This window comes from Ferruginibacter sp. SUN106 (genome assembly GCF_050611765.1).
GTDB lineage: Bacteria > Bacteroidota > Bacteroidia > Chitinophagales > Chitinophagaceae > Ferruginibacter.
Genome location: NZ_JBODJC010000002.1, coordinates 933477 through 956033 on the forward strand (window position 1 = coordinate 933477; position 22557 = coordinate 956033).

18 protein-coding genes are annotated in these 22557 nt (G+C 38.1%); 6 read left to right on the plus strand and 12 right to left on the minus strand.

Going from position 1 to position 22557, the window contains the following annotated elements:
* Nucleotides 1–4 precede the first annotated feature (4 nt).
* The 6 genes from ACQ334_RS09935 to ACQ334_RS09960 all read right to left on the minus strand — a co-directional run bounded on the left by ACQ334_RS09935 (nucleotide 5) and on the right by ACQ334_RS09960 (nucleotide 6786).
* The gene (locus tag ACQ334_RS09935; protein WP_430988048.1) at nucleotides 5–565 is read right to left on the minus strand and encodes a K(+)-transporting ATPase subunit C; all 561 of its coding nucleotides are present in this window, start codon (nucleotides 563–565) and stop codon (nucleotides 5–7) included.
* A gap of 17 nt (nucleotides 566–582) precedes the next feature.
* A complete protein-coding gene (kdpB, locus tag ACQ334_RS09940) occupies nucleotides 583–2628 on the minus strand; it encodes a potassium-transporting ATPase subunit KdpB (RefSeq protein ID WP_430988049.1) in 2046 nt (681 codons plus the stop codon).
* Nucleotides 2629–2718: 90 nt separating this feature from the next.
* Complete coding sequence (gene kdpA, locus ACQ334_RS09945) at nucleotides 2719–4419, minus strand: potassium-transporting ATPase subunit KdpA (protein WP_430988050.1); 1701 nt, start codon at nucleotides 4417–4419, stop codon at nucleotides 2719–2721.
* 3 nt (nucleotides 4420–4422) lie between these two features.
* Nucleotides 4423–4500 carry a K(+)-transporting ATPase subunit F gene (gene kdpF, locus ACQ334_RS09950; RefSeq protein ID WP_430988329.1) on the minus strand — a complete coding sequence of 26 codons (78 nt, stop codon included), beginning with the start codon at nucleotides 4498–4500 and terminating at the stop codon, nucleotides 4423–4425.
* A gap of 357 nt (nucleotides 4501–4857) precedes the next feature.
* A complete protein-coding gene (locus ACQ334_RS09955) occupies nucleotides 4858–5277 on the minus strand; it encodes a GxxExxY protein (protein WP_430988051.1) in 420 nt (139 codons plus the stop codon).
* Nucleotides 5278–5451: 174 nt separating this feature from the next.
* Nucleotides 5452–6786 (minus strand): sigma-54-dependent transcriptional regulator, encoded by a 1335-nt coding sequence (locus ACQ334_RS09960; protein WP_430988052.1) that lies wholly within the window; start codon nucleotides 6784–6786, stop codon nucleotides 5452–5454.
* 119 nt (nucleotides 6787–6905) lie between these two features.
* Between ACQ334_RS09960 and ACQ334_RS09965 the strand changes: the two genes are divergently transcribed.
* The 6 genes from ACQ334_RS09965 to ACQ334_RS09990 all read left to right on the plus strand — a co-directional run bounded on the left by ACQ334_RS09965 (nucleotide 6906) and on the right by ACQ334_RS09990 (nucleotide 14114).
* Nucleotides 6906–7523 (plus strand): DUF502 domain-containing protein, encoded by a 618-nt coding sequence (locus ACQ334_RS09965; RefSeq protein ID WP_430988053.1) that lies wholly within the window; start codon nucleotides 6906–6908, stop codon nucleotides 7521–7523.
* Nucleotides 7524–7568: 45 nt separating this feature from the next.
* Complete coding sequence (locus ACQ334_RS09970; protein ID WP_430988054.1) at nucleotides 7569–8537, plus strand: zinc dependent phospholipase C family protein; 969 nt, start codon at nucleotides 7569–7571, stop codon at nucleotides 8535–8537.
* Between the two features lie 100 nt (nucleotides 8538–8637).
* On the plus strand, nucleotides 8638–9705 hold the full coding sequence (gene serC, locus ACQ334_RS09975; RefSeq protein ID WP_430988055.1) for a 3-phosphoserine/phosphohydroxythreonine transaminase: 1068 nt from the start codon (nucleotides 8638–8640) through the stop codon (nucleotides 9703–9705).
* Between the two features lie 42 nt (nucleotides 9706–9747).
* Nucleotides 9748–10989 carry a DUF1015 domain-containing protein gene (locus ACQ334_RS09980; protein WP_430988056.1) on the plus strand — a complete coding sequence of 414 codons (1242 nt, stop codon included), beginning with the start codon at nucleotides 9748–9750 and terminating at the stop codon, nucleotides 10987–10989.
* Between the two features lie 239 nt (nucleotides 10990–11228).
* Nucleotides 11229–12236, plus strand: a complete 1008-nt coding sequence (locus ACQ334_RS09985) for a tetratricopeptide repeat protein (protein WP_430988057.1) — start codon at nucleotides 11229–11231, stop codon at nucleotides 12234–12236.
* A 90-nt stretch (nucleotides 12237–12326) separates the two neighbouring features.
* Nucleotides 12327–14114 (plus strand): AMP-dependent synthetase/ligase, encoded by a 1788-nt coding sequence (locus ACQ334_RS09990; RefSeq protein ID WP_430988058.1) that lies wholly within the window; start codon nucleotides 12327–12329, stop codon nucleotides 14112–14114.
* An 82-nt stretch (nucleotides 14115–14196) separates the two neighbouring features.
* Here ACQ334_RS09990 and ACQ334_RS09995 read toward each other — a convergent pair whose 3' ends face one another.
* From ACQ334_RS09995 to ACQ334_RS10020, 6 genes are all read right to left on the minus strand, one after another.
* Complete coding sequence (locus ACQ334_RS09995; RefSeq protein WP_430988059.1) at nucleotides 14197–16359, minus strand: right-handed parallel beta-helix repeat-containing protein; 2163 nt, start codon at nucleotides 16357–16359, stop codon at nucleotides 14197–14199.
* Nucleotides 16360–16746: 387 nt separating this feature from the next.
* Complete coding sequence (locus ACQ334_RS10000) at nucleotides 16747–17376, minus strand: response regulator (protein WP_430988060.1); 630 nt, start codon at nucleotides 17374–17376, stop codon at nucleotides 16747–16749.
* A gap of 23 nt (nucleotides 17377–17399) precedes the next feature.
* On the minus strand, nucleotides 17400–18791 hold the full coding sequence (locus tag ACQ334_RS10005; protein ID WP_430988061.1) for a PAS domain-containing sensor histidine kinase: 1392 nt from the start codon (nucleotides 18789–18791) through the stop codon (nucleotides 17400–17402).
* 435 nt (nucleotides 18792–19226) lie between these two features.
* Nucleotides 19227–19856 (minus strand): response regulator, encoded by a 630-nt coding sequence (locus ACQ334_RS10010; RefSeq protein WP_430988062.1) that lies wholly within the window; start codon nucleotides 19854–19856, stop codon nucleotides 19227–19229.
* A gap of 50 nt (nucleotides 19857–19906) precedes the next feature.
* Complete coding sequence (locus ACQ334_RS10015) at nucleotides 19907–22087, minus strand: PAS domain S-box protein (RefSeq protein WP_430988063.1); 2181 nt, start codon at nucleotides 22085–22087, stop codon at nucleotides 19907–19909.
* Complete coding sequence (locus ACQ334_RS10020) at nucleotides 22053–22466, minus strand: response regulator (protein WP_430988064.1); 414 nt, start codon at nucleotides 22464–22466, stop codon at nucleotides 22053–22055. The genes ACQ334_RS10015 and ACQ334_RS10020 overlap by 35 nt, the downstream gene beginning before the upstream one ends.
* Between the last annotated feature and the right edge of the window lie 91 nt (nucleotides 22467–22557).

Consider the following 22557-nt stretch of genomic DNA (forward strand, 5'->3'; position numbering starts at 1 on the left):
TTTATTATTTTAGTTTATCTAATGCTACATTCAGTTTTAAAACATTTATTTTTTCTGTACCTAATAAACCAAGTAATGGCTTTTGAGTATTTTCACTAATGATCTGTTCAATTGCTGCGGTGGTAATACCTCTTATTTTTGCAATACGTTTTACCTGCACTTCAGCGGCCTGTACAGAAATATCAGGATCCAATCCACCACCGCTTGCTGTAACCAGATCAGAAGGAATTTCACTTTTTTGTACGCCGGGATTGTGTACTAAAAAAGTATCGATCCTGCTTTGCACCTCTTTTAAATAATCAGGATTAGATGGGCCTTTATTGCTACCGCCGGCACCTGCTGCATTGTATGCAACTGCAGAAGGCCTTGATGAAAAATATTTATCATCAGAAAAATTCTGGGCAATATTGCTGTAGTATTTTTTTCCATTAACAGTAATGGTATCAGCCTGCCCTTTATTGGGTGTTAGCTGTGCAATACCCCAAACAATAGCAGGATAAATTACTATAAAGAAAACCAGGCAAACTACTGTAAGGCGTATGGCTGGAAGAATATGTTGTTTCATTTTTTTAATTTTTATTTTTAGATAAATACTGCTACTAACAAATCAATTAATTTAATACCGACAAAAGGTACCAGCACACCTCCTAATCCATAGATGAATAAATTTCTTCTGAGTAAAGCAGATGCACCAATGGGTTTATAAGCCACACCTTTTAATGCTAATGGTATCAGCAATGGAATAATGATGGCATTAAAAATTATTGCAGAAAGAATAGCGCTTGCAGGACTGTGCAGCTGCATAATATTCAGTGTCTGCAATGCCGGAATAGAGGTAATGAACAAGGCCGGAACAATAGCAAAATATTTTGCCACATCATTTGCAATACTGAATGTAGTTAACGTTCCCCTCGTCATCAGTAATTGCTTTCCTATTTCCACTATTTCAATCAGCTTGGTAGGATCGTTATCAAGATCAACCATATTGCCTGCTTCTTTCGCTGCCTGTGTACCACTGTTCATGGCCACGCCAACATCTGCCTGTGCTAATGCCGGTGCATCATTGGTACCATCACCCATCATCGCCACCAATCTGCCACTGGCCTGTTCCTTTTTAATGTAGTTCATTTTATCTTCCGGTTTTGCTTCGGCAATAAAATCATCCACACCGGCTTTTTCTGCAATGAATTTTGCTGTTAAAGGATTATCACCTGTAACCATCACTGTTTTAATACCCATTTTTCTCAGGCGCTCAAAACGTTCGCTGATGCCGGGTTTAATGATATCCTGCAATTCAATTACACCCAATACTTTTTCATTTTCTGCAACTACTAAAGGCGTACCGCCATTGCTGGAAATTATTTTTACTCTTTCAGCAGTTTCTGCAGGAAAAATATTGCCGGCTTTTTCTGTTAGTGTTCTGATAGCATCAGATGCACCTTTTCTTATCCTGGTATTTTCAAACTCAATACCTGAGCTTCTGGTTTCTGCAGTGAATTTTATAAATCGTGGATGATTGATTTCGTAAATCGCAGGATTGATACCAGCCAGTTCAATGATAGATTTTCCTTCGGGAGTTTCATCTGCCATTGAGCTTAATACTGTTGCTTTAATAAAATGTTTTTCATCTATGCCATCAGCAGGATAAAAGCTGGTGGCTTTTCTGTTACCAATAGTGATGGTACCGGTTTTGTCCAATAACAATACATCAATATCACCTGCTGTTTCAACAGCTTTACCACTCTTGGTAATTACGTTGGCTCTTAAAGCTCTATCCATACCAGCAATACCAATAGCAGATAGTAAACCTCCGATAGTGGTAGGTATCAGACAAACGAATAAAGAAATAAATGCGGCAATGGTGATGGGGGTGTTGGCATAATCCGCAAATGGTTTTAACGTAACTGTTACAATGATGAACACCAATGTAAAGCCTGCCAATAAAATCGTCAATGCAATTTCATTGGGTGTTTTTTGTCTTGATGCACCTTCTACCAATGCGATCATCTTATCTAAAAAACTTTCGCCTGCCTCTGTAGTAACTTTTACTTTTATTTTATCAGACAATACTTTTGTACCGCCTGTTACTGAGGATTTATCTCCTCCGGCTTCTCTTATTACAGGAGCACTTTCACCAGTAATAGCACTTTCATCAATGGTTGCTAACCCTTCAATGATCTCTCCATCCATAGGAATAATATCACCTGTTTCGCATAAAAAAACATCCCCTTTACTTAATTGAGATGAAGGGACAATTTTTACTTCATTCACATACATTTCTCCAATGATCTGAATTAATTTAGCCGGCGTTTCTTCTCTTGTTTTTCTTAAACTATCTGCCTGCGCTTTACCTCTTGCTTCTGCAATAGCTTCTGCAAAGTTGGCAAACAGCAAAGTGAGTAACAGTATTGCAGTGATGATGATATTGTAGATCAAACTACCCTGGCTTGTTTCGCCGGCACCTATCCACACACATACTACAGCCATAACGATAGTGCCGATCCACACCGTAAACATTACCGGGTTGCGGTACATTTTAGCAGGACTAAGTTTTAGAAAAGAATCTTTCAGCGCTTCTTTTACTAAACTGCCTTCAAACAGTTTATTATTTTTTGATTGCTTTGACATGATTTTATTTTTTGAACCACATAGAAACATAGGACACATAGTTGTGTATTTTGTATTCCTATGTTTTCTATGATCCTATGTGGTGATATTTTATTTGATTGAAAAATGTTCTGCTATTGGTCCTAGTGCCAGTGCAGGAAAAAATGATAGTGCTGCTACAATGGCTATCACTGCAAACACCATCAATCCAAATGTGCCCGTATCAGTTTTTAATGTGCCTGCACTTTCAGGAATATATTTTTTGCTGGTTAAAATTCCTGCGATAGCAACCGGACCAATGATGGGTAAGTATCGGCCGAGTAAGATCACAATACCACAGGCTATATTCCAGAATGCTGTATTATCCCCAAGTCCTTCAAAGCCACTACCATTGTTAGCACTGGAAGAGGTGAACTCATATAACATTTCACTATACCCATGATAACCCGGGTTGTTTAACCAAGCAGCATAGGCTGTTGGATTGCCTGCATAAATATGACTTGCAATTGCAGTACCTGCTAAGATCAACAGCGGATGCAGCAATGCAATGATCATTGCGATCTTCATTTCTTTTGCTTCAATTTTTTTACCTAAAAATTCCGGTGTTCTTCCTACCATTAAACCGCTTACAAAAACAGCAAGTATGATGAAGATGTAAAAATTTAAAAAACCTACGCCCACACCGCCAAAGAATGCATTGATCATCATACCCAACATAGCAAACATGCCTGTTGCCGGCGTCATGCTATCATGCATTGCATTTACAGAACCGTTACTGGTGCAGGTTGTATTAATAGCCCAATATGCTGAAGCGGCTGAACCAAAACGTACTTCTTTACCTTCCATGCTTCCCATTGGTTGCTGAATGCCCAGTTTAGCAATAGCAGGATTACCTTTCATTTCGCTGATTATCGAAGGGATCAATAACAACAGGAAGCCAACCAGCATTACACCAAAAATTACCCAGGCTAATTTTTTTCTTTTTAATACATACCCCAATGCAAAAATCATGGCCATGGGAATTAACAGAATAGCAATCGTTTCTATGATGTTGGTGAAGTAACTGGTGTTTTCTAATGGATGTGCCGAGTTGGGGCCGTAAAAGCCACCGCCATTAGTACCTAATTGTTTAATGGCAACAAAAGCTGCAACAGGCCCACGGCTCACTTGTACCGTATCTCCTTGTAAAGTAGTGATGGTATCCTTTCCTTCAAAAGTCATAGGGGTACCATTAAATAAAAATATCACTGCTACTACTAATGAAAGTGGTAACAATATTCTTGTACAACTTCTTACAAAGAAAAAATAGAAGTTGCCTAATTTATCTGTGGTCTTTTCTTTCATTGCTATAAACACCGCAGCACAAATTGCAATACCACAACCGGCACTGATGAATTGAAATAACATTAAGATCAGTTGGCCTAAATACGACATACCGGTTTCGCCGGAATAATGTTGCAGGTTGGTATTACTGATAAAACTTATTGTGGTATTAAATGCCAGGTCGGCGCTCATTGATGGATTGGCATCGGGATTTAATGGCAGCCAACTCATGTTAGTAAGTACTAACATAGAAATTAGAAACCAAAACAGATTGATGGTGAGCAATGCCAGTAAATGCTGCTTCCAGTTCATGGGTTTATTTTCATCAATACCGCTGAGTTTGAAAAAAATTGTGTCGAGTGGATTGAAAATTTTATCCAGCCAGGTTTTTTCATGGGTAAATATTTTTCCAATGTACCTGCCTAATGGAATGGCAAACAACAATAACAGTACAAACATGGCAATGATGCCGGTAATTTCTGTGTTCATAGTTTAAAACTTTTCTGGTTTAATAAGTACATAGCACATGTAAACAAACACGGCCAGTGAGATGATGAATAATGCCGTCATGATGTTAGATTTTTTCAAAAAAATTAATGGCCTGGTAAAAGAGGGCAAATAATATAATGCCGCTAGTGATGAGAATGGTGAGTAACATGGTTATTTCATTTTGTTATGCCAGAGTATTGTCAATTGCCATGCCTGTGGCAACAAAAACACAGAAAGTCATCAGCAGTAAGGGTTTGAGAGGAGGAGTAGAAAAAAGAGGTAGAAAAAAAAACCTTTCATTTTGAAAGGGTGGGCTAGCGTTTTGATAGGGCTGATAACAAAATAGATATATCAACCACATAGGAGCATAGGGCACATAGGAAAAATATAAATGTCTATTTCTTAACTATGTGTCCTATGCTCCTATGTGGTTGAAGTTTAAAAGTCAGGCAAATCTCTGTAATGTTCGTTTACAAATGTCTTCTGTCCTTCTTTAAAAATATTAGTCACATTAAAGTTGATGATAACGCCTTTGGATATTTTTAATAGTTTCATATAAGTAATTAATTGTGCTTCGTGAATTGGCAATACTTTTTCTACTGCTTTTAGTTCTACTACCATCAGATCATCTACAAAAAAATCACATCTAAGAAATGTTTCTATATTCTTACTCCGGTAAATTACCGGGATAGTCATTTCTGATTTAAAAGGTATCTCCCTGTATTTAAGCTCTTCTTGCATACAGGCCTGATAAACACTTTCCAGTAATCCGGGGCCCATTTCTTTGTGTACCTCCATTGCAGCACCAATAATTTCGTAAGACAATTGATCCATAAATTTTTTAGTAATCTTATACATAATAGTTGTTTTATTATATAAGATTGTAAGATGCTATATAATGGTTGCAGAGTTAAATAGGTTTACTGTAGCAGTTACATAAATAGAACAAGTGAATTTGTCCAACAGGGCATGTGTAAAAATGTTTTTCTATGTGCCCTATGTTCCTATGTCGTTTTACTTAAAAGTGTAGTGTTACAATTTGTACTCTTCCAGTTTGCGGTACAAAGTGGTTAATGCAATGTTTAACAGTTTAGCAGTTTCTGTTTTGTTGCCATTAGTATAGTTCAATACTTTTTGAATATGGATTTTTTCGGCACTGGCCAAATCAAATGCAGAGAGTTGTTTAGGTGCAGTACCCGATTGCTGCAATTCAAATGGCAAATTATCAATGGTCAGTTCATCTTTATTCATTAGTATCACCGCTCTTTCCATTACATTTTTCAATTCACGGATATTGCCATTCCATTGATGCTGTTTTAAAATGGCAACAAATTCTTTTGATATGGGTTTGATCTTTTTATTGGTTTTAGCAGCCACAATTTTTGTAAAATGATTCGCTAATTCTTCAATATCCATTACCCGTTCTCTTAGTGCCGGCAATGCAATTTGAAAAACCGCAATACGGTAAAACAAATCTTCCCTGAAATTACCTGCTTCAATTTCTTTTTGCAGGTTTCTGTTAGTAGCAGCAATAAGGCGGATATTTATTTTGATGGTTTTATTCTCCCCCACTTTCATTAATTCGCCTGTTTCTAAAACACGTAACAATTTTGCCTGCAGTTCCAATGGCATTTCGCCAATCTCATCTAAAAATACGGTGCCATTATTCGCTTCTTCTAAAATACCTTTGGTATCTTTTATAGCGCCGGTAAATGCACCTGCTTTATGACCGAACAATTCGCTTTCTAAAAGATCTTTACTGATGGCAGCACAATTAATCGCTACAAAATTTTTATTCGCCCTGCCACTGGCCTGGTGAATGGCTTGTGCAAATACTTCTTTGCCCGTACCGGTTTCCCCGGTTAATAAAACCGAAGCATCTGTAACCGCTACTTTTTTTGCCAGCTCAATAGCTGCTGCAATAGCTTTTGATTTACCAATGATACTATCGAAAGAATATTTGTGCGATAATTGCTTTTCCAAATGTTGTACTCTTTTTGCAAGCGCCACTTTTTCTACCGCACGATAGAGTAAAGGAATTATTTTATTGTTATCATCTCCTTTAGTGATATAATCAAAAGCGCCGTTCTTAATTGCCTGCACACCATCCGGTATATTGCCATACGCAGTTAAAAGTATGATCTCCATTAAAGGATATTTCTCTTTTACCTGTTTAGAAAATTCAACACCGGTACCATCAGGAAGTTTTACATCGCATAACACCACATCAATTTCTGTTTGCTCCAGTTTTTTTGTAGCCGTTTTAATATCTGCTGCCTGCAACACTTCAAATCCTTCCAGGCCGATGATCCGTGCCATCAATGTCCTTAATTTTTCTTCGTCATCAACAATTAAAATTTTGCTCATTACAACAATCCTGTTAATTAAACTCAAATTTAGTTAAATTAAACATTGCCTGCAGTAATTTAAACACAGCAACTCAGCATATTTATTTCAAGTATCTTTGTTGTATAAATCACCAAAGAATGAAAAGGCCTTTTCACTACAAAAAGCTGCTGCAATATTTTTTACAGGGGTTGCTGATACTGGCGCCATTGGCTATTACTGCATATGCCATTTTTTGGGTGGTAACTTCTATCGATAGTTTGTTACCTATTTTTAGGTACAAAGACCTACAGGGCAATGTAAGAGTGCAGAATTATGGCATCGGTTTTTTAATTATCATTGCTGCACTTATTGTAATTGGTTATTTCAGTTCGTTTTTTATTACGGGCCGTGTGGTAAGTTTTGTTGATAAACTTTTAGAAAGAACACCCGGCATAAAATATATTTACTCCACCACCCGTGATTTTTTTGAGGCCTTTGCCGGCGACAAAAAAAAATTCACCAAAAATGTATTGGCTAATGTAGATGATAATGATGTGTGGCGATTTGGCTTTATCACCCGTGATGATATGGAAGAATTTGGCTTGAAAGATTATGTAACAGTATATATCCCGATGGCATATTCTGTTGCCGGTAATGTGTATGTTATCCCCAAAGAAAGAGTAAAGCCTATCACCAATATCAGTGCCGCACAAACCATGAAGTTTGCGGTGAGCGGCGGTATTACTGATGTAGATGACGAAACAACAACTCCCTAAACCTTCCCTGAAAGAAAAACCTTTTTTAAAACTAAAAAAGGTGGCATGAAAAAAGCATTATTCATTATTGCATTATCAATTATCCATTCCAATTGTTATTGCTGGGGCTTTTATGGCCATCAGAAAATTAATTACTACGCTGTTTTTTTATTACCGCCCGAAATGCTGGTGTTGTATAAACCCAATATTTCTTTTTTAAGTGAACATGCTGTTGATCCTGATAAAAGAAGGTATGCAGTAGCTGACGAAGGGGCACGCCATTATATCGATATTGATCATTACGGCAAATATCCTTACGATAGTTTACCCCGTAAATGGAATGATGTGGTCGCAAAATTTGGGGAAGATAGTGTGAAGGCCTATGGCATTGTGCCCTGGCATGTGCAAACTATGCTGGCAAGGTTAACCAATGCATTCAAGGCAAAAGATTTTAGTAAGATCATGAAAACAAGTGCAGAGATGGGCCATTACATCGGCGATGCTCACGTGCCGTTGCATGCCAACAGCAATCACAACGGGCAGTTCACCAATCAAAGAGGTATACATGGATTTTGGGAGAGCCGTGTACCCGAATTATTAGCAGAAAAAGAATTTGATTTTTTTATAGGCAAAGCTGAGTATATAAAAAACCCGGGGGATTTTATCTGGAAACGTGTTTTAGAAAGTGCCAAAGCTGCCGACAGTGTTTTACGTTTTGAAAAACAACTGACCCAACAATTTGGCGATGATAAAAAATATTCTTTTGAAGAAAGAAACGGAAAAATTGTGCGTCAATATTCAAGTGCATTTACCATTGCCTTCAATAAAAAATTAGATGGCATGATAGAGAGAAGAATGCGCCAATCTATTTTTGCGGTGGCCAGTTTTTGGTACACGGCCTGGGTAAATGCCGGTCAGCCCGATCTTAAAAATTTAGTAAATCAACAATTCAGCGAACAGGATTTGAAAGAATTCGACAAATTAAATAATAATTGGAAGGCAGGTGGCAAAATGTTGGGAAAACAGGAAGATTAATAAATGATTTCTATGTTTTAATCATTTACCGACGGATTAATTTGATTTGGGTATTTTTGCAGCGAAAATTAATAGTTCATCAGTTTTAATCAACAAAGCAGTGGTACACAATTTTAATGCAGGGCCGTCTATTTTACCCAAAAGTGTTTTTGAAGAAGCCGCACAGGCTATATTAAATTACAACAATTCAGGGTTATCTATTTTAGAATTAGGCCATCGTACTCCCACTTTTCAGGCAGTAATGGATGAAGCGCAGGCTTTATTAAAAGAACTGATGCATTTGGATTCGGATCATGAAGTGTTGTTTTTACATGGCGGCGCCAGCACACAATTTATGCAGGTGCCTATGAATTTACTGGATGATAAGGAAACAGCAGCTTATTCTGATACCGGCGTGTGGAGCAGTAAAGCAATAAAAGAGGCTAAATTATTCGGCAAGGTAGAAATGGTTTGCAGTGGCAAGGAAAGTAATTACACCAGCATACCCAAAGATTTTGCAGTGCCTAATGATGCCAAATATTTTCACATCACTACTAATAATACCATTTATGGAAGCCAGTGGCATAAAATTCCTACAACAAGTAATGTATTGGTAGCTGATATGAGCAGCGACATTTTAAGCCGTGAAATGGATTTTAATGCCTTTGGATTAATTTATGCAGGGGCACAAAAAAATATTGGTGCAGCAGGTGTAAATGTGGTGGTGGTAAATAAAAATATTTTAGGCAAGGTAAAACGAGCCATCCCTACCATAATGGATTACCGCAATCATATTAAAGATGGCAGCATGTTAAATACACCTCCTGTATTTGCGGTGTATGTATGCATGCTCACATTACGCTGGTTAAAAGCACAAGGCGGTGTGGCGGCTATTGAAAAGATCAACGATCAGAAAGCAGCCCTGTTATATAAAGAGATTGATAACAACCCCTTATTCAAAGGCACTATTGCAACAGAAGACAGGAGCAAAATGAATGTATGTTTTGTGATGACTGACCCTGCATTGGAAGAATCATTTTTAAAGTTTAGCAAAGAGCGTGGTATTGTGGGTATAAAAGGGCATCGTTTGTCTGGTGGCTTCAGGGCTTCTTTATATAATGCCCTGCCGTTAAACAGTGTGGCCTTTTTGGTTGATACTATGCAGGAATTTACTAAAATGCACGATTAGATTTAATATAGTAATTTTAACGTCCCCTAACAGTTAAATACAATGGTAACAATAGCACCCTTTAAAGCACTCAGGCCCGAGGCACAACTGGCGAAGCAGGTAGCTTCCCGCCCGTATGATGTACTCAACAGTAAAGAAGCAAAAGTAGAAGCGCAGGGCAATCCTGCCAGTTTCTTACACATCACCAAAAGTGAAATTGACCTGCCCGAAACCACCGATATTCATTCGCCCGAAGTATATCTTAAAGCAAAAGAAAACCTGGATGCTTTTGCCAGCCGTAATATTTTGTTCAGGGAAAGTAAACCCTGCTATTATATTTACCAGCTCATTATGAATGGTAAAAGCCAGACCGGTTTGGTTTGTGGCAGCAGTGTAAATGATTATGAAAATGACCTGATAAAAAAACATGAATTTACCAGGCCTGAAAAAGAGCAGGACAGGATCAATCATATTAAAACAACCGGTGCACAAACAGGTAATGTTTTTTTAGCGTACAGAAATGTGGCAGCTATTGATGCATTGATCAACGACTGGAAAAAAGAACGCAGCCCGGTGTATGATTTTATTGCTGATGATGGTATACAACACAGCGTTTGGACGATCAATGATACCGCTACTATCAGCCGCATTACTGAATTATTTAAAGAGCTTGTACCAGTTACTTACATTGCCGATGGCCACCATCGTGCCGCTTCTGCTGCTAAAGTGCGTAAAGCATTAGGGGAGCTGGCAACTGAAGGTGCTGATTATTTTTTGACTACCTTATTCCCTTCTGATCAATTGCACATCATGGATTATAACCGTGTAATAAAAGATCTTAACGGATTATCTGCAGATGAATTTTTATTACAGGTAAAAAATAATTTCACTGTAGAAAAAATTAATGAAGCGCTTGCTCCTGCCAAGCTGCATGAGTTTGGTATGTACCTCGGTAATCAATGGTATAAATTAACTGCAAAAGAAAATACATTTACTACAGATCCTATCGGTATCCTGGATATCACTATTCTTTCCAATAATTTATTAGAACCTGTGCTGGGCATTAAAGACCAGCGTACCGATAAACGCATCGATTTTGTAGGCGGTATACGTGGCCTTGGCGAATTGGAAAAAAGAGTGAACAGTGGCGAAATGGCGGTGGCATTCAGTTTACATCCCGTAACTATCCAGCAATTATTTGATATTGCCGACAGTGGTAATGTAATGCCTCCTAAAAGCACCTGGTTTGAACCTAAGCTGAGAGATGGATTGCTTACGCATTTGATAGATGCACCGGAAGCCTAAATGCATGGAACACGGATGACACGGATTGGATGGATTTTTATATGTTTTGTTTGAGGCAGCAATTTATTACATCGCATAGCTGCTATAGTTTGGATGGTTTGGATGGACACAGCTGATGATACATAGCATGATACCTGGTTACTAAAATAATCCTGATTTATCCGTTCCACCTGTCCTGTCCGTGTTCAAAAAATCCGGATTAACTTTTTGTGTATTTATTTTAGCTATACCTTTAGTCAATGATAAAGAGGTTTATTTTTTCTTTTCTTATTGTATCGATTGCTTTTACAGCAACTGCACAGGACGCTGCACAACTACATGAAACTGCAAGAACATTTATGCGCCAAGCTGATTATGCCAATGCAATTTTAGTATTGAACAGGGCTACCAAACTAGATCCTAAAAATATCGAGATACTTAAAGACCTTGGCCTCAATTACTACTTTTCAAAAGATTATGCTAAAGCACTTGAGATTTACAAACCACTTTTAGACAGGCCTGATGCTGATGACCAATGCTTCCAGGTTGCCGGTGATATTTACCTGGCAACAGATAATCCTAAAGAATGCGAAAAGGTGTATAAAAGAGGATTGAAACAGTTTCCACAAAGTGGTGCTTTATATAACGAACTGGGCGAATTGCTTTGGGCACAAAAAGATTACACCGCTATTAAGCAGTGGGAAAAAGGTATACAGTCTGACCCCGGATTTTCAAAAAATTATTATAACGCCTGCAAGTATTATTATTTTACCACTGATAAAACATGGAGTATTTTATATGGTGAAGTTTTTTTAAATATCGAACCTTCCAGTACATTATCTCCTGAAATAAAAAATATTTTATTAGAAAGCTATAAAAAATTATTTGCCGAAGCTAACCTGGAAAATGAAAAGAACAATCCTGAAAAAAATGCTTTTACCCAGGCTTTTTTGCAAACCATGAATAAACAAAGTAATCTTGCTGCCAGTGGTATCAATACCGAATCACTCACGATGATAAGAACCCGTTTTATACTGGATTGGTTTACCGACTTTGGTAATAAATTTCCTTTTAAACTTTTTGAACTGCAACGCCAGTTATTACAGGAAGGTATGTTTGATGCGTATAACCAATGGATATTTACCGCCGCACAAAATTTGCCTGCATATCAAAACTGGATCAATCTGAATGCCAACGAATATAATGAGCTGACCCGTTTCCAGAGAGGCCGTATTTTTAAAATTCCTTCCGGCCAGTACTATCACTAAATCCCTCAATGATTTTAAAGTTTTTTTTCATTATCTTGTTTTAAATTGCTTTTATATTTAGCATAAAGCGGGGGATTAAAACGATTGCATATGAATGAGAACTCGAGGATATTTGATTGTATTGCTTACCAGCTAAGCAGTTTTCCTAAAAAAGACATGCTTGCTGCCAAAGAAAATGGCGCATGGAAAACCTATAGCACACAGGAAGTTGAGGATACTGTAAATAAACTTAGTGCCGGATTACTACAACTAGGTGTAAGCGGCAACAACATGACCATTGAGCAGCAGGATAAAATTGCACTCATATCTAAAAACCGCCCCGAATGGTTAATGCTGGATATGGCCTGCCAGCAAATCGGCGCTGCACTTTGTCCCATCTATCCCACTACCAATGTAAATGAACTGGAATTTATTTTTAATGATGCCGAAGTGAAATATGTTTTTATCAGCGGGCAGGATATACTGGATAAAGTAAATAATGTTCGTGATAAAGTGCCCAGCCTTAAAAATGTTTACAGCTTTGATAACTTACATGGCGTTGATTACTGGGAAAAAATTACCAACAGTGCAAGTACTGAAGACTTTACAAAACTGGAAGCAGTAAAGGCTACTATTTTACCGGAACATTGCGCCACTATTATTTATACTTCCGGAACTACGGGTACGCCTAAGGGTGTTATGCTTAGCCACCGTAATATTGTCAGCAATGTAGTGAACTCAAAAAAAATGTTTCCTTTTGAAGATAATGTTAATGGCAGGGCATTAAGCTTTTTGCCATTGAATCATATTTTTGAACGGATGGTAAGTTATATCTACATCAACAGTGGCAATTCAATTTATTATGCCGAAAGCCTGGAAACCATTGCTGATAATTTAAAAGAAGTAAAACCAACTTTATTCTGTACTGTGCCCCGTTTGCTTGAAAAAGTATATGAGAAGATAATGGCTAAAGGCGCTGAGCAAACCGGTATCAAAAGAAAATTATTTTACTGGGCTGTGTCACTGGGAGATAAATACGATAACCAACGCAGCGGTGGCCTGTGGTATAACATGCAACTGGCTATTGCCAATAAATTAGTATTCAGCAAATGGCGTGAAGGGCTGGGTGGCAATATTGAAACCCTGGTTACCGGCGGTGCTGCCTGCCAGGTAAGGCTGATAAGAATTTTTACAGCTGCAAAAATACCTATCTACGAAGGTTACGGGCCTACAGAAAACAGCCCGGTAATAAGTGTAAACTGCAAAGGCAAAACAGGAACAAGATTTGGAACCGTTGGTTTGGTAATAAACGGGCAGGAAGTAAAACTGGAAGCTGATGGCGAGATCTGTGTAAAAGGCCCAAGTGTAATGATGGGATATTATAAACGGCCCGACCTTACTGCAGAAACCATTATTGATGGCTGGCTGCACACCGGTGATATCGGCATTTTTGAAGATGGTAAATATTTAAAAATTACCGACCGAAAAAAAGAACTCTTTAAAACGAGCGGCGGAAAATATGTAGCGCCGCAACCTATTGAAAATAAAATGAAGGAATCGCCATTTGTAGAACAGATGATGATTGTTGGTGCTGAGCAAAAATTTGTTGGTGCATTAATTGTTCCCTCCGTGCCTAATTTAAAAGAATGGATGCAACACAAAGGCATAAAATTTACTACCATAGAAGATGCGGTACATAACCCAAAAGTTTTAGACCTGTACCGTGAACTGATTGATTCCTTCAATACATTTTTTAACCACGTAGAGCAAGTGAAAAAATTTGAACTACTGCCCTACGAATGGACTATTGACAGCGGCGAATTAACCCCTACTTTAAAACTGAAACGGAAAGTGATCATGGAAAAGTACAAGACTGCTGTAGATAGGATTTATAATTAAAACGTATATCATTATAAAAAGGGTTTCAAGACTGAAACCCTTTTACCATTAAAACTAATCCATACTTAAAACTAAATCCATACTAGCTTCCCAGTACATTCTTTACAATCATTTCGCCTGCAACAGACAGTTTGATATAATAAATACCTGTTGCTATTGATGGCGTATTTTTATTTATCGTGTTCATCCCTTTTTGCAGTTGCATTGTTTCATTTACAAACATTCTTCCGTTGGCATCAAATAATGACAGCGTTACTTTTTGATTTTGCGTACTTACAACAGTTAGTGATAAAATTTTATTCCCGGCATACAATTGTGTTTTTGCAATACTCAGCGACTGATCTTTTTTATTCATTACCGCTACGGTATTGCTGTAATCTTTGCTGGCATCTTTATCCAGCATTACCAGGCGGTAATAATTTACACCGGCACCAGGAGTGGCATCGGTAAAAGAATAGCTGATCTCTGATGAACTGAAGCCGGCGGCAGTTACCCTGCCAATAGCGGTAAAGTGCTGCCCATCGCTGCTTCTTTCAATACTGAAATAACCGCTGTTGCTTTCTGTAGCTGTTTTCCATTGCAATATATTTTTACCACTCTTTTCTGTGGCAGTAAAATCGAGCAATTTAACCGGTAATATAATGCTGCCAAATTCGGCAAAGCCATTATCAGGTGCCACACCTGCATAAGGCAAGCCCACATATACACCATTATCTATACAAGGTGAGGTAGCCTGCAAATGAAAATCGGTAGCTGACACAAACATGGGAACCACATGCTGGTTATTGGTGTTGGTATAGTTGGTTGGTGCAACACCATTAAAGTTAGGGTTGTTGCTGTTACCATTATTGTAGGTATTGTTATTCTGGATATACACCGAGTCCATACCTACAGCGCCGCCTTGTACCAAAAAGCCACTGAGTATGTTCATGATGATATTGTTCTTGATGCTGATGTTCCTGGCAGTGCCCGCATTTAAGGCACCGAAATTTATACCCCACCATGGTGCTGAACCTGCTGTGGCCACCATCGTATTGTTCAATACATTAAAGTTATTAATGCTGAAGTCACCTGCATTGCTGAATACGCCGATCAGGCCACCGGTGTTCTGTGCCATGGTAATATTGGTAAGCAGGTTTTTGCGGATGGTAACATCTTTGATCATATCACCCGAACGGGGGTTAAATTCAATACCATGTGCTTTTTTATCAATGGTATTGTTTTCAATGATAGCGCCATCCGTACCATATTCCAGTACAATGCCGCTTTCTATCCAGGTATTTAAAGTAGTTTGCTTAATTACATTATCGTGTATCCATACACTATAGGCATAGCCGTTTTTGGTCTGAAAGTTTAAATCGATAGAACCACCAGTGATGGTATTGCCATAAATTTCAAGGCCTGATTCATTAAATAATTCAATGGCAAAGTTCCAGCCGGTATTACCGGTGGAGTTACCCATGGGTATTTTGTTGAGGGTATTGTTGTAGATCTTACAACCTCTTACATAGCCTTCGTTCCAGCCTTTAATAGGCCAGCCATTATAACCTTCGGGCCTGCTGGTTTGCGAAATGGTGTTGTTATAGATCAACATACCATCCTGTCCGCCGATATTTAAACAACCACGGCCGTAGGCACCGGTAGATAAATTATAGGCAGCGCAATTGGTAACGGTATTATTATAAAAACTATTACCGGTAGCATAAATAGTGGGAGGAGCGCCATTGCCATCATTACGGCCACCAAATAAAACACCACGGTCTTTAAAATCCACCATGGTAATGTCGTGAATGCTTACGTTGCTTCTTCCGCCTACATAAATACCCCAGAAGGTAGAGAGGTTTTGTCCATCAAATTTTACAAAGGAAATGTGCTGGTTGCCATTGGTACCTTCTGCCGAACGCAGGGATAACATTTCTGTCCAGTCGGCAGTTAAACTGCTTTTAAGTATTGAAGTAGCACCGTCGCCTTCAATACTTACGCCTGGTTTTAAAACGCACTGTAATGTTTCAAGATAAGTACCTGCATTTACATGGATAATGTCGCCCACAGCTGCAACAGTGTTAGTGGCTTTGTACAATGTCTTCCATGGATTAGCGCTGCTGCCGGTACCTGTAGCATCATTACCCGATGGGCTGATGTAATAAGTAGTAGCAGAAGCGGTAATGGCAAAACAAAAAATTAAGGTGAAGAGTGCGGTAACAGAACGCATAACTCTCCTGGTAGAAAGATGATTGGATTTCATTTTAATTTTTTTAGCTTTAAATGGATATTGTTATTCAGGCGATGGTGGCACCTGTTAATCAGCTGTAAATTCTAAGTCAAAAGTAAAATGCTGCAAGCCGGATTTTACCCCCAACTATACAGGCTATACCCTACAATTTTTGTGGGGGTAACCGGGTAGTGAATACCCCTGGTAAGTAACAAATAATTATTCTGCGCCGGGTATGGAATGTGCAGCGTTTATACCTGTATCTGCTTTCACAAAACTTTGGTTCAGGTACAAATAAAAAATTACCCGGCAATTGATGTTGTGATCAATTTAAACCGGGTATAATAAACAGGGTAAATTTTCTTTGTAGTTACTTGCAGAAGGAGGACTGGTTTATCGGATGTATTTTTTCAGCCCTTATTACAAAAGCTGGTTTTCAATTGCGTATTTAGTAATGTCATAGTTTGATCTTAATCCTGTCTTAGCTATAATCCTTCTACGGTAAGTGCTTACAGTGGTTACACTCAGCGATAATTTTTCTGCAATATCAGAAACAGATTTACCGGAAGCCAGTAAGCGCATCACATCAAATTCCCGGTTACTTAAATATTCATAGGATAATTTCCTAAAATCGGCATCAATATAATTTACCAGTTGTTCAATTACATAAGGAGAAAAATATTTTTTTCCCTGCAAAACTTTTTCAACTGCATTTACCAGTACTTCGCTTGCAGAATCTTTACATAAATAACCCGAAGCACCTGATTTTAAAACCCTGATGGCATAATGTTCTTCAGGATGACTACTGAAGAAAAGCACCGGCAAACCAGGAAAAACAGCCCGTATTTGTTTCAACGCATCTAAGCCACTTCTGCCGGGCATGTTGATATCTGATATTACAACATCCCAGCCGGCGGTTATTACTTTATCAATAAGGCTTTCGGCTTCTGCCACTTCTTCAATAAGTATTTCTTTGAAATGATCCGTCAGTATCTGTCTCAATCCTTTTCTTACTACAGTATGGTCGTCTGCGATTAATATGCGTAACATGTTTTAGATTTTAAATTACTGGTTTAATAAGGTATTTTAATTCGTAGTTTACATCCGTTACCGGGAGCGCTTTCAATTACAACCTCACCGTTAAAAGATTCTACCCTGTTGATAATATTTGACATACCAATACCCTCTCTTTTTTTATTGATATCAAACCCGTTGCCATCATCTGATACCACAACATTTAAAATATGATCATTTGCTTTTACCGAAATGTTTACAGTAGCAGCACAGGCATGTTTCATTATATTATTGGTTTGTTCCTGCAAAATGCGGTAGATATTTAATTTCAGTTCATCATCCAAACACTCATTTACAACTTTATATACAAAACAGGTTTTTATGGCAGTACTCTTAAACATAGTATCTACCAGTGTTTGCAATAAATCTTTCAGGTTTATATTTTGTTTTAGGGTAACGCTTCGTTTGGTGAGCAAGCGAATTTCTGTCATTGTTTTTTCAATCAGCTCGATAGGATATTGCAGGGCTTCCTTTAATCTGGCATTGCCATTACTGGCCACAGATAAATATAATTTGATACCAGCCAGCATCTGGTTGATATTATCATGCAGTTCTTCACCTATATGCCGCCTTTCTTTTTCCTGTGCATTTAAAATGGCCCGTGCAATTGTTTTCTGCTCTTCTACCTTCTGATTCATCAGGGCTTTTTTCATCATCCTGAAATCCTGTTCTGCTTTTTTACGATCGGTAATATCTCTTACAATAGCCTGGATATTTCCATCCAATACCATTTGCGCCCTTACTTCTGCATAAAATAAACTGCCATCTTTGCGTTTAAACATTCGTTCTACCAATACCGGGTTACCGCTGCTTAAACTGGCCATGCTTACCGGTATTTTATCAATAAACTGCAGCGGAAGAATATGTATAATATTTAGTTGCAGCAGGCTTTCAATATCGTACCCCAGCATTTTTGCACCACTGGTATTAACAGAAACAAAATGCCCTTTAAGATCAAATAAAAAAATACCGTCGGCAGCCTGTTCAATAAGGTTCCTGTATTTTTCTTCGCTCAGCCTTGCCTTGTTCTTTTGTTCGGATATTTCTATCAGCATACTAACTACACCGGTTAAGTGCCCGTTGGCATTAACCAAAGGAGAAGAGTAAGGGCTCACATAACGCAGGCTTCCATCCGGCCTTTGTACAATCAGTTCTTCCCCATGTACCAGCCTGCCTTCTCTTAAGGCAATCGTCATGGGATGTTTATCAACAGGAAGGTGTCCGCCATTTTTATCAAAAATCTTCCATGATCCGCACCACAGGTCTTTACCCACAGCTGGTTTTCTGCCCCATAAGTTAACGGCTGCTTTATTGTAGCTTTTTATAAATCCTTTTTGATCGCAGGTATAAATTGCGTCAGGCGAATTTTGAATACTGTTTTGATTTTTCATTGTTTAGGCTTTAAATAGATATTCTTATTACAGCTGATGGTAACACCTGGTAACCAACCGTAAATTCCTGGTTAAAAGTATATCTGTGCAGGCGGATGCCTACCCCCAACTATGCAGGCTATACCCTACAATTTTTGCGGGGTATACCGCGGATGTAATAATTGGCTACTATTGAATAATGCTTAATTATTTACTGGCAGGATATATGGAGTACCGGGTATGACTACTGTTATTTTATAAATTTAATGTACCCTGGTAAAACAACGGGAGGCCTGCTGAGGTTGCAGGATTTTTTAAATAGTACAAATAAAAATTACCCGGCAATTGATGTTGTGACCAATTTAAACCGGGTAAAATAAATAGAATAAAAAATTTCTTTGTGGTTACAAATGGAATGAGGAACGGTTTTCCGGATGTATATCTTTTCAGCCCTTATTACAAAAGCTGGTTTTCAATTGCGTATTTAGTAATGTCTGAGTTTGACCTTAACCCGGTCTTAGTCATAATCCGTGTACGGTAAGTGCTTACGGTAGTTACACTCAGGGATAATTTTTCTGCAATGTCAGAAACAGATTTACCCGAAGCCAATAATCGCATCACATCAAACTCACGGTTACTTAAATATTCATAGGATAATTTACTAAGGTCTGCATCAATATGATTGGCCAGTTGTTCAATAACATAAGAAGAAAAGTATTTTTTTCCCTGCAATACTTTTTCTACGGCATTTACCAGCTCTTCGCTTGCAGAATCTTTACTTAAATAACCTGAAGCTCCTGATTTTAAAACTCTGATGGCATAATGTTCTTCGGGGTGGATACTAAGGATAAGTACCGGCAAATCAGGAAAAATGCCCCGTATTTGTTTCAATGCATCTAAACCGCTTCTACCCGGCATGTTGATATCTGATATTACAACATCCCAGGTAGTTGTCATTACTTTATCAATCAGGCTTTCTGCTTCAGCCACTTCTTCAATAAATATTTCTCTGAAATGATCAATAAGTATTTGCCTCAATCCTTTTCTTACTACGGTGTGGTCGTCTGCAATTAATATGCGTAACATGTTTTAGATTTTATTTTTTATCAACAAACTGTTGATTTTAAATTACCGGGTTAATAGGGTATTTTTATGAGTAGTTTACATCCGTTACCGGGAGCGCTTTCAATTACAACCTCACCGTTAAAAGATTCTACCCTGTTTATAATATTAGAGATACCAATGCCTTCTCTCTTCTTACTGGTATCAAATCCGTTGCCATCATCTGTTACCATAATATTGATGACATTATTATTGGCCTTTACTGCAATATTTACATTGGCAGCACAGGCATGTTTCATTATATTATTGGTTTGTTCCTGCAAAATGCGGTAGATGTTTAGTTTAAGTTCATCTTCCAAACACTCATTTACTATTTTATAAACAAAGCAGGTTTTTATAGCAGTACTCTTAAACATTGTATCTACCAGTGTTTGCAATAACTCTTTCAGGTTTACATTTTGTTTTGGAGTAACGCTTCGTTTGGTAAGCAAACGAATTTCAGTCATCGTTTCATCAATTAACTGAATAGGGTATTGCAAGGCTTCCTTTAATTGCGCATTGCCATTACCCGCCACAGACAAATATAATTTGGTACCTGCCAGCATCTGGTTAATATTATCATGCAGTTCTTCGCCCATGTGCCGCCTTTCTTTTTCCTGTGCATTTAAAATGGCCCTGGTAATTTTTTTCTGCTCTTCTACCTTCTGATTCATCAGTGCCCTTTTCATCATCCTGAAATCCTGTTCTGTTTTTTTACGATCGGTGATATCCTGCATAGCACCTATCATACGTACCGGTTTTTCGTTATCATCAAAAATTACAGAAGCCCTGTCAAATACGTATTTATAGGTGCCATTTTCACAACGGAACCGGTATTCTATCTGAAAGTTTTGTGCTTTATTAGAAAATATCTTTTCAAGTGCTGCAGAAACAGCAGGTAAATCTGCGGGGTGAATATTTTTTTTCCACCAGTCTTCCAGGTTTTCTATTTCATCAATTTCGTAACCGAACATTTGTGTAATGCCATTATTATATCTTATTCTGTTTTGTGTAATATCCCAATCCCAGATAGTATCACTGGTGGCTTTAGCAAGCATGTCATAGCGCTCCAGTGCCTGGCGCATTGTAGCCGCAGCTTTTACCCTTGCAGAGATGTCGATATGCATCATTACCACCTTAGGGGAGTTATCTGCAAATTTTGTTATTCTCAGTAAAAACCAACTCTTCTCATTTTGTAAATCACAAGGATATTCCATTTCAAAAATGGGCAATTCCCCATTCATTACCTTGTAAAAACCATCCAGTGCTTTTGCTGCAAGTATTTCACCATTACTCACCGATTTTTTGCAGACCTCTATATAATTAGTTCCTACACCGGTGCGTTTTAAAAGGCATTCCCCTCCTTTGGTGGAAAAATTTTCCCATGCCTTATTAACCGAAATAATTTCTCCATTTTCTTCCACCACAGCTATATGTGAGCTGATAGAGGTTAGAACACTTTTATTAAATATTTCACTTTCCTTTAATGCAGCCTCTGCCTTTTTTCTTTCAGTAATATCCCTTACAATAGCCTGGATATTTCCACCCAATACCATTTGCGCTCTAACTTCTGCGTAAAATAAGCTACCGTCTTTACGTTTGTATATTCTTTCTACCAGTAAAGGATGGCCGTCGTTTAAGGTGGCCATACGTAACGGCATTTTATCGATAAACTGCAGCGGCAGAATATGAATTATATTTAATTGCAACAGGCTTTCAATATCGTAGCCCAGCATTTTTGCACCGCTGGTATTAACAGAAACAAAATCTCCTTTCAAATCAAACAGAAAAATACCATCCGCAGCCTGTTCAATAAGGTTCCGGTATTTTTCTTCACTCAACCTTTCCCTGTTCTTTTGTTCTGATACTTCTATCATCATACTAACCACACCGGTTAGGTGCCCTTCGGCATTTACCAGTGGAGATGAATAAGGGCTTACATAACGCATGCTTCCGTCGGGCCTTTGCACAATCAGCTCTTCTCCATGTACCAGCCTGCCTTCTCTTAAAGCAATGGCCATGGGATGCTGATCAACAGGCAGGTGCCCACCGTTCTTATCAAAAATCTTCCATGATCCGCACCACAAGTCTTTACCTACAACAGGTTCTCTGCCCCATAAGTTAACAGCAGCTTTGTTATAGCTTTTTATAAATCCTTTCTGATCGCAGGTATAAATTGCGTCAGGCGAATTTTGAATAATGTTTTGGTTTTTCATTGCCTGGTTTAAAATTTCCTTTACGAACTATAATATCCATTATCTCCGGTAGCCTTTCAAACTCATGATATTTATCAAGAATGAAATCAACACCAATAGAGTTACATTTTAATTGCTTTTGATAATCATCGCAATTAACCAAAACAACGATGGCGGTTTCAGTAGCTGCTTTTTTAATGTCCTGTAATAAATCGATGGAAGTTGCTCCTGGTGTACACATATCAAGCAGTACCACATTCGGTTTCACCTCTTCAAAAAGTGTAACAGCTTCGGTATGTTCTACTGTTTGATAAATGTTTGAAGCATTTCCGGTTTCTAAAAGTAAGTTCCGAATCCGTCCACCTATCAGTAAGGATTCTTCTACTATTAAAACTGTCATTGGGTTAGTATTTCTTTTACAACCCAAAGAACCAACAAAAGCCGGTGCTATAAAATAGTGTTAAGAGCCTTACTATGGTAGTAGTAAAGAA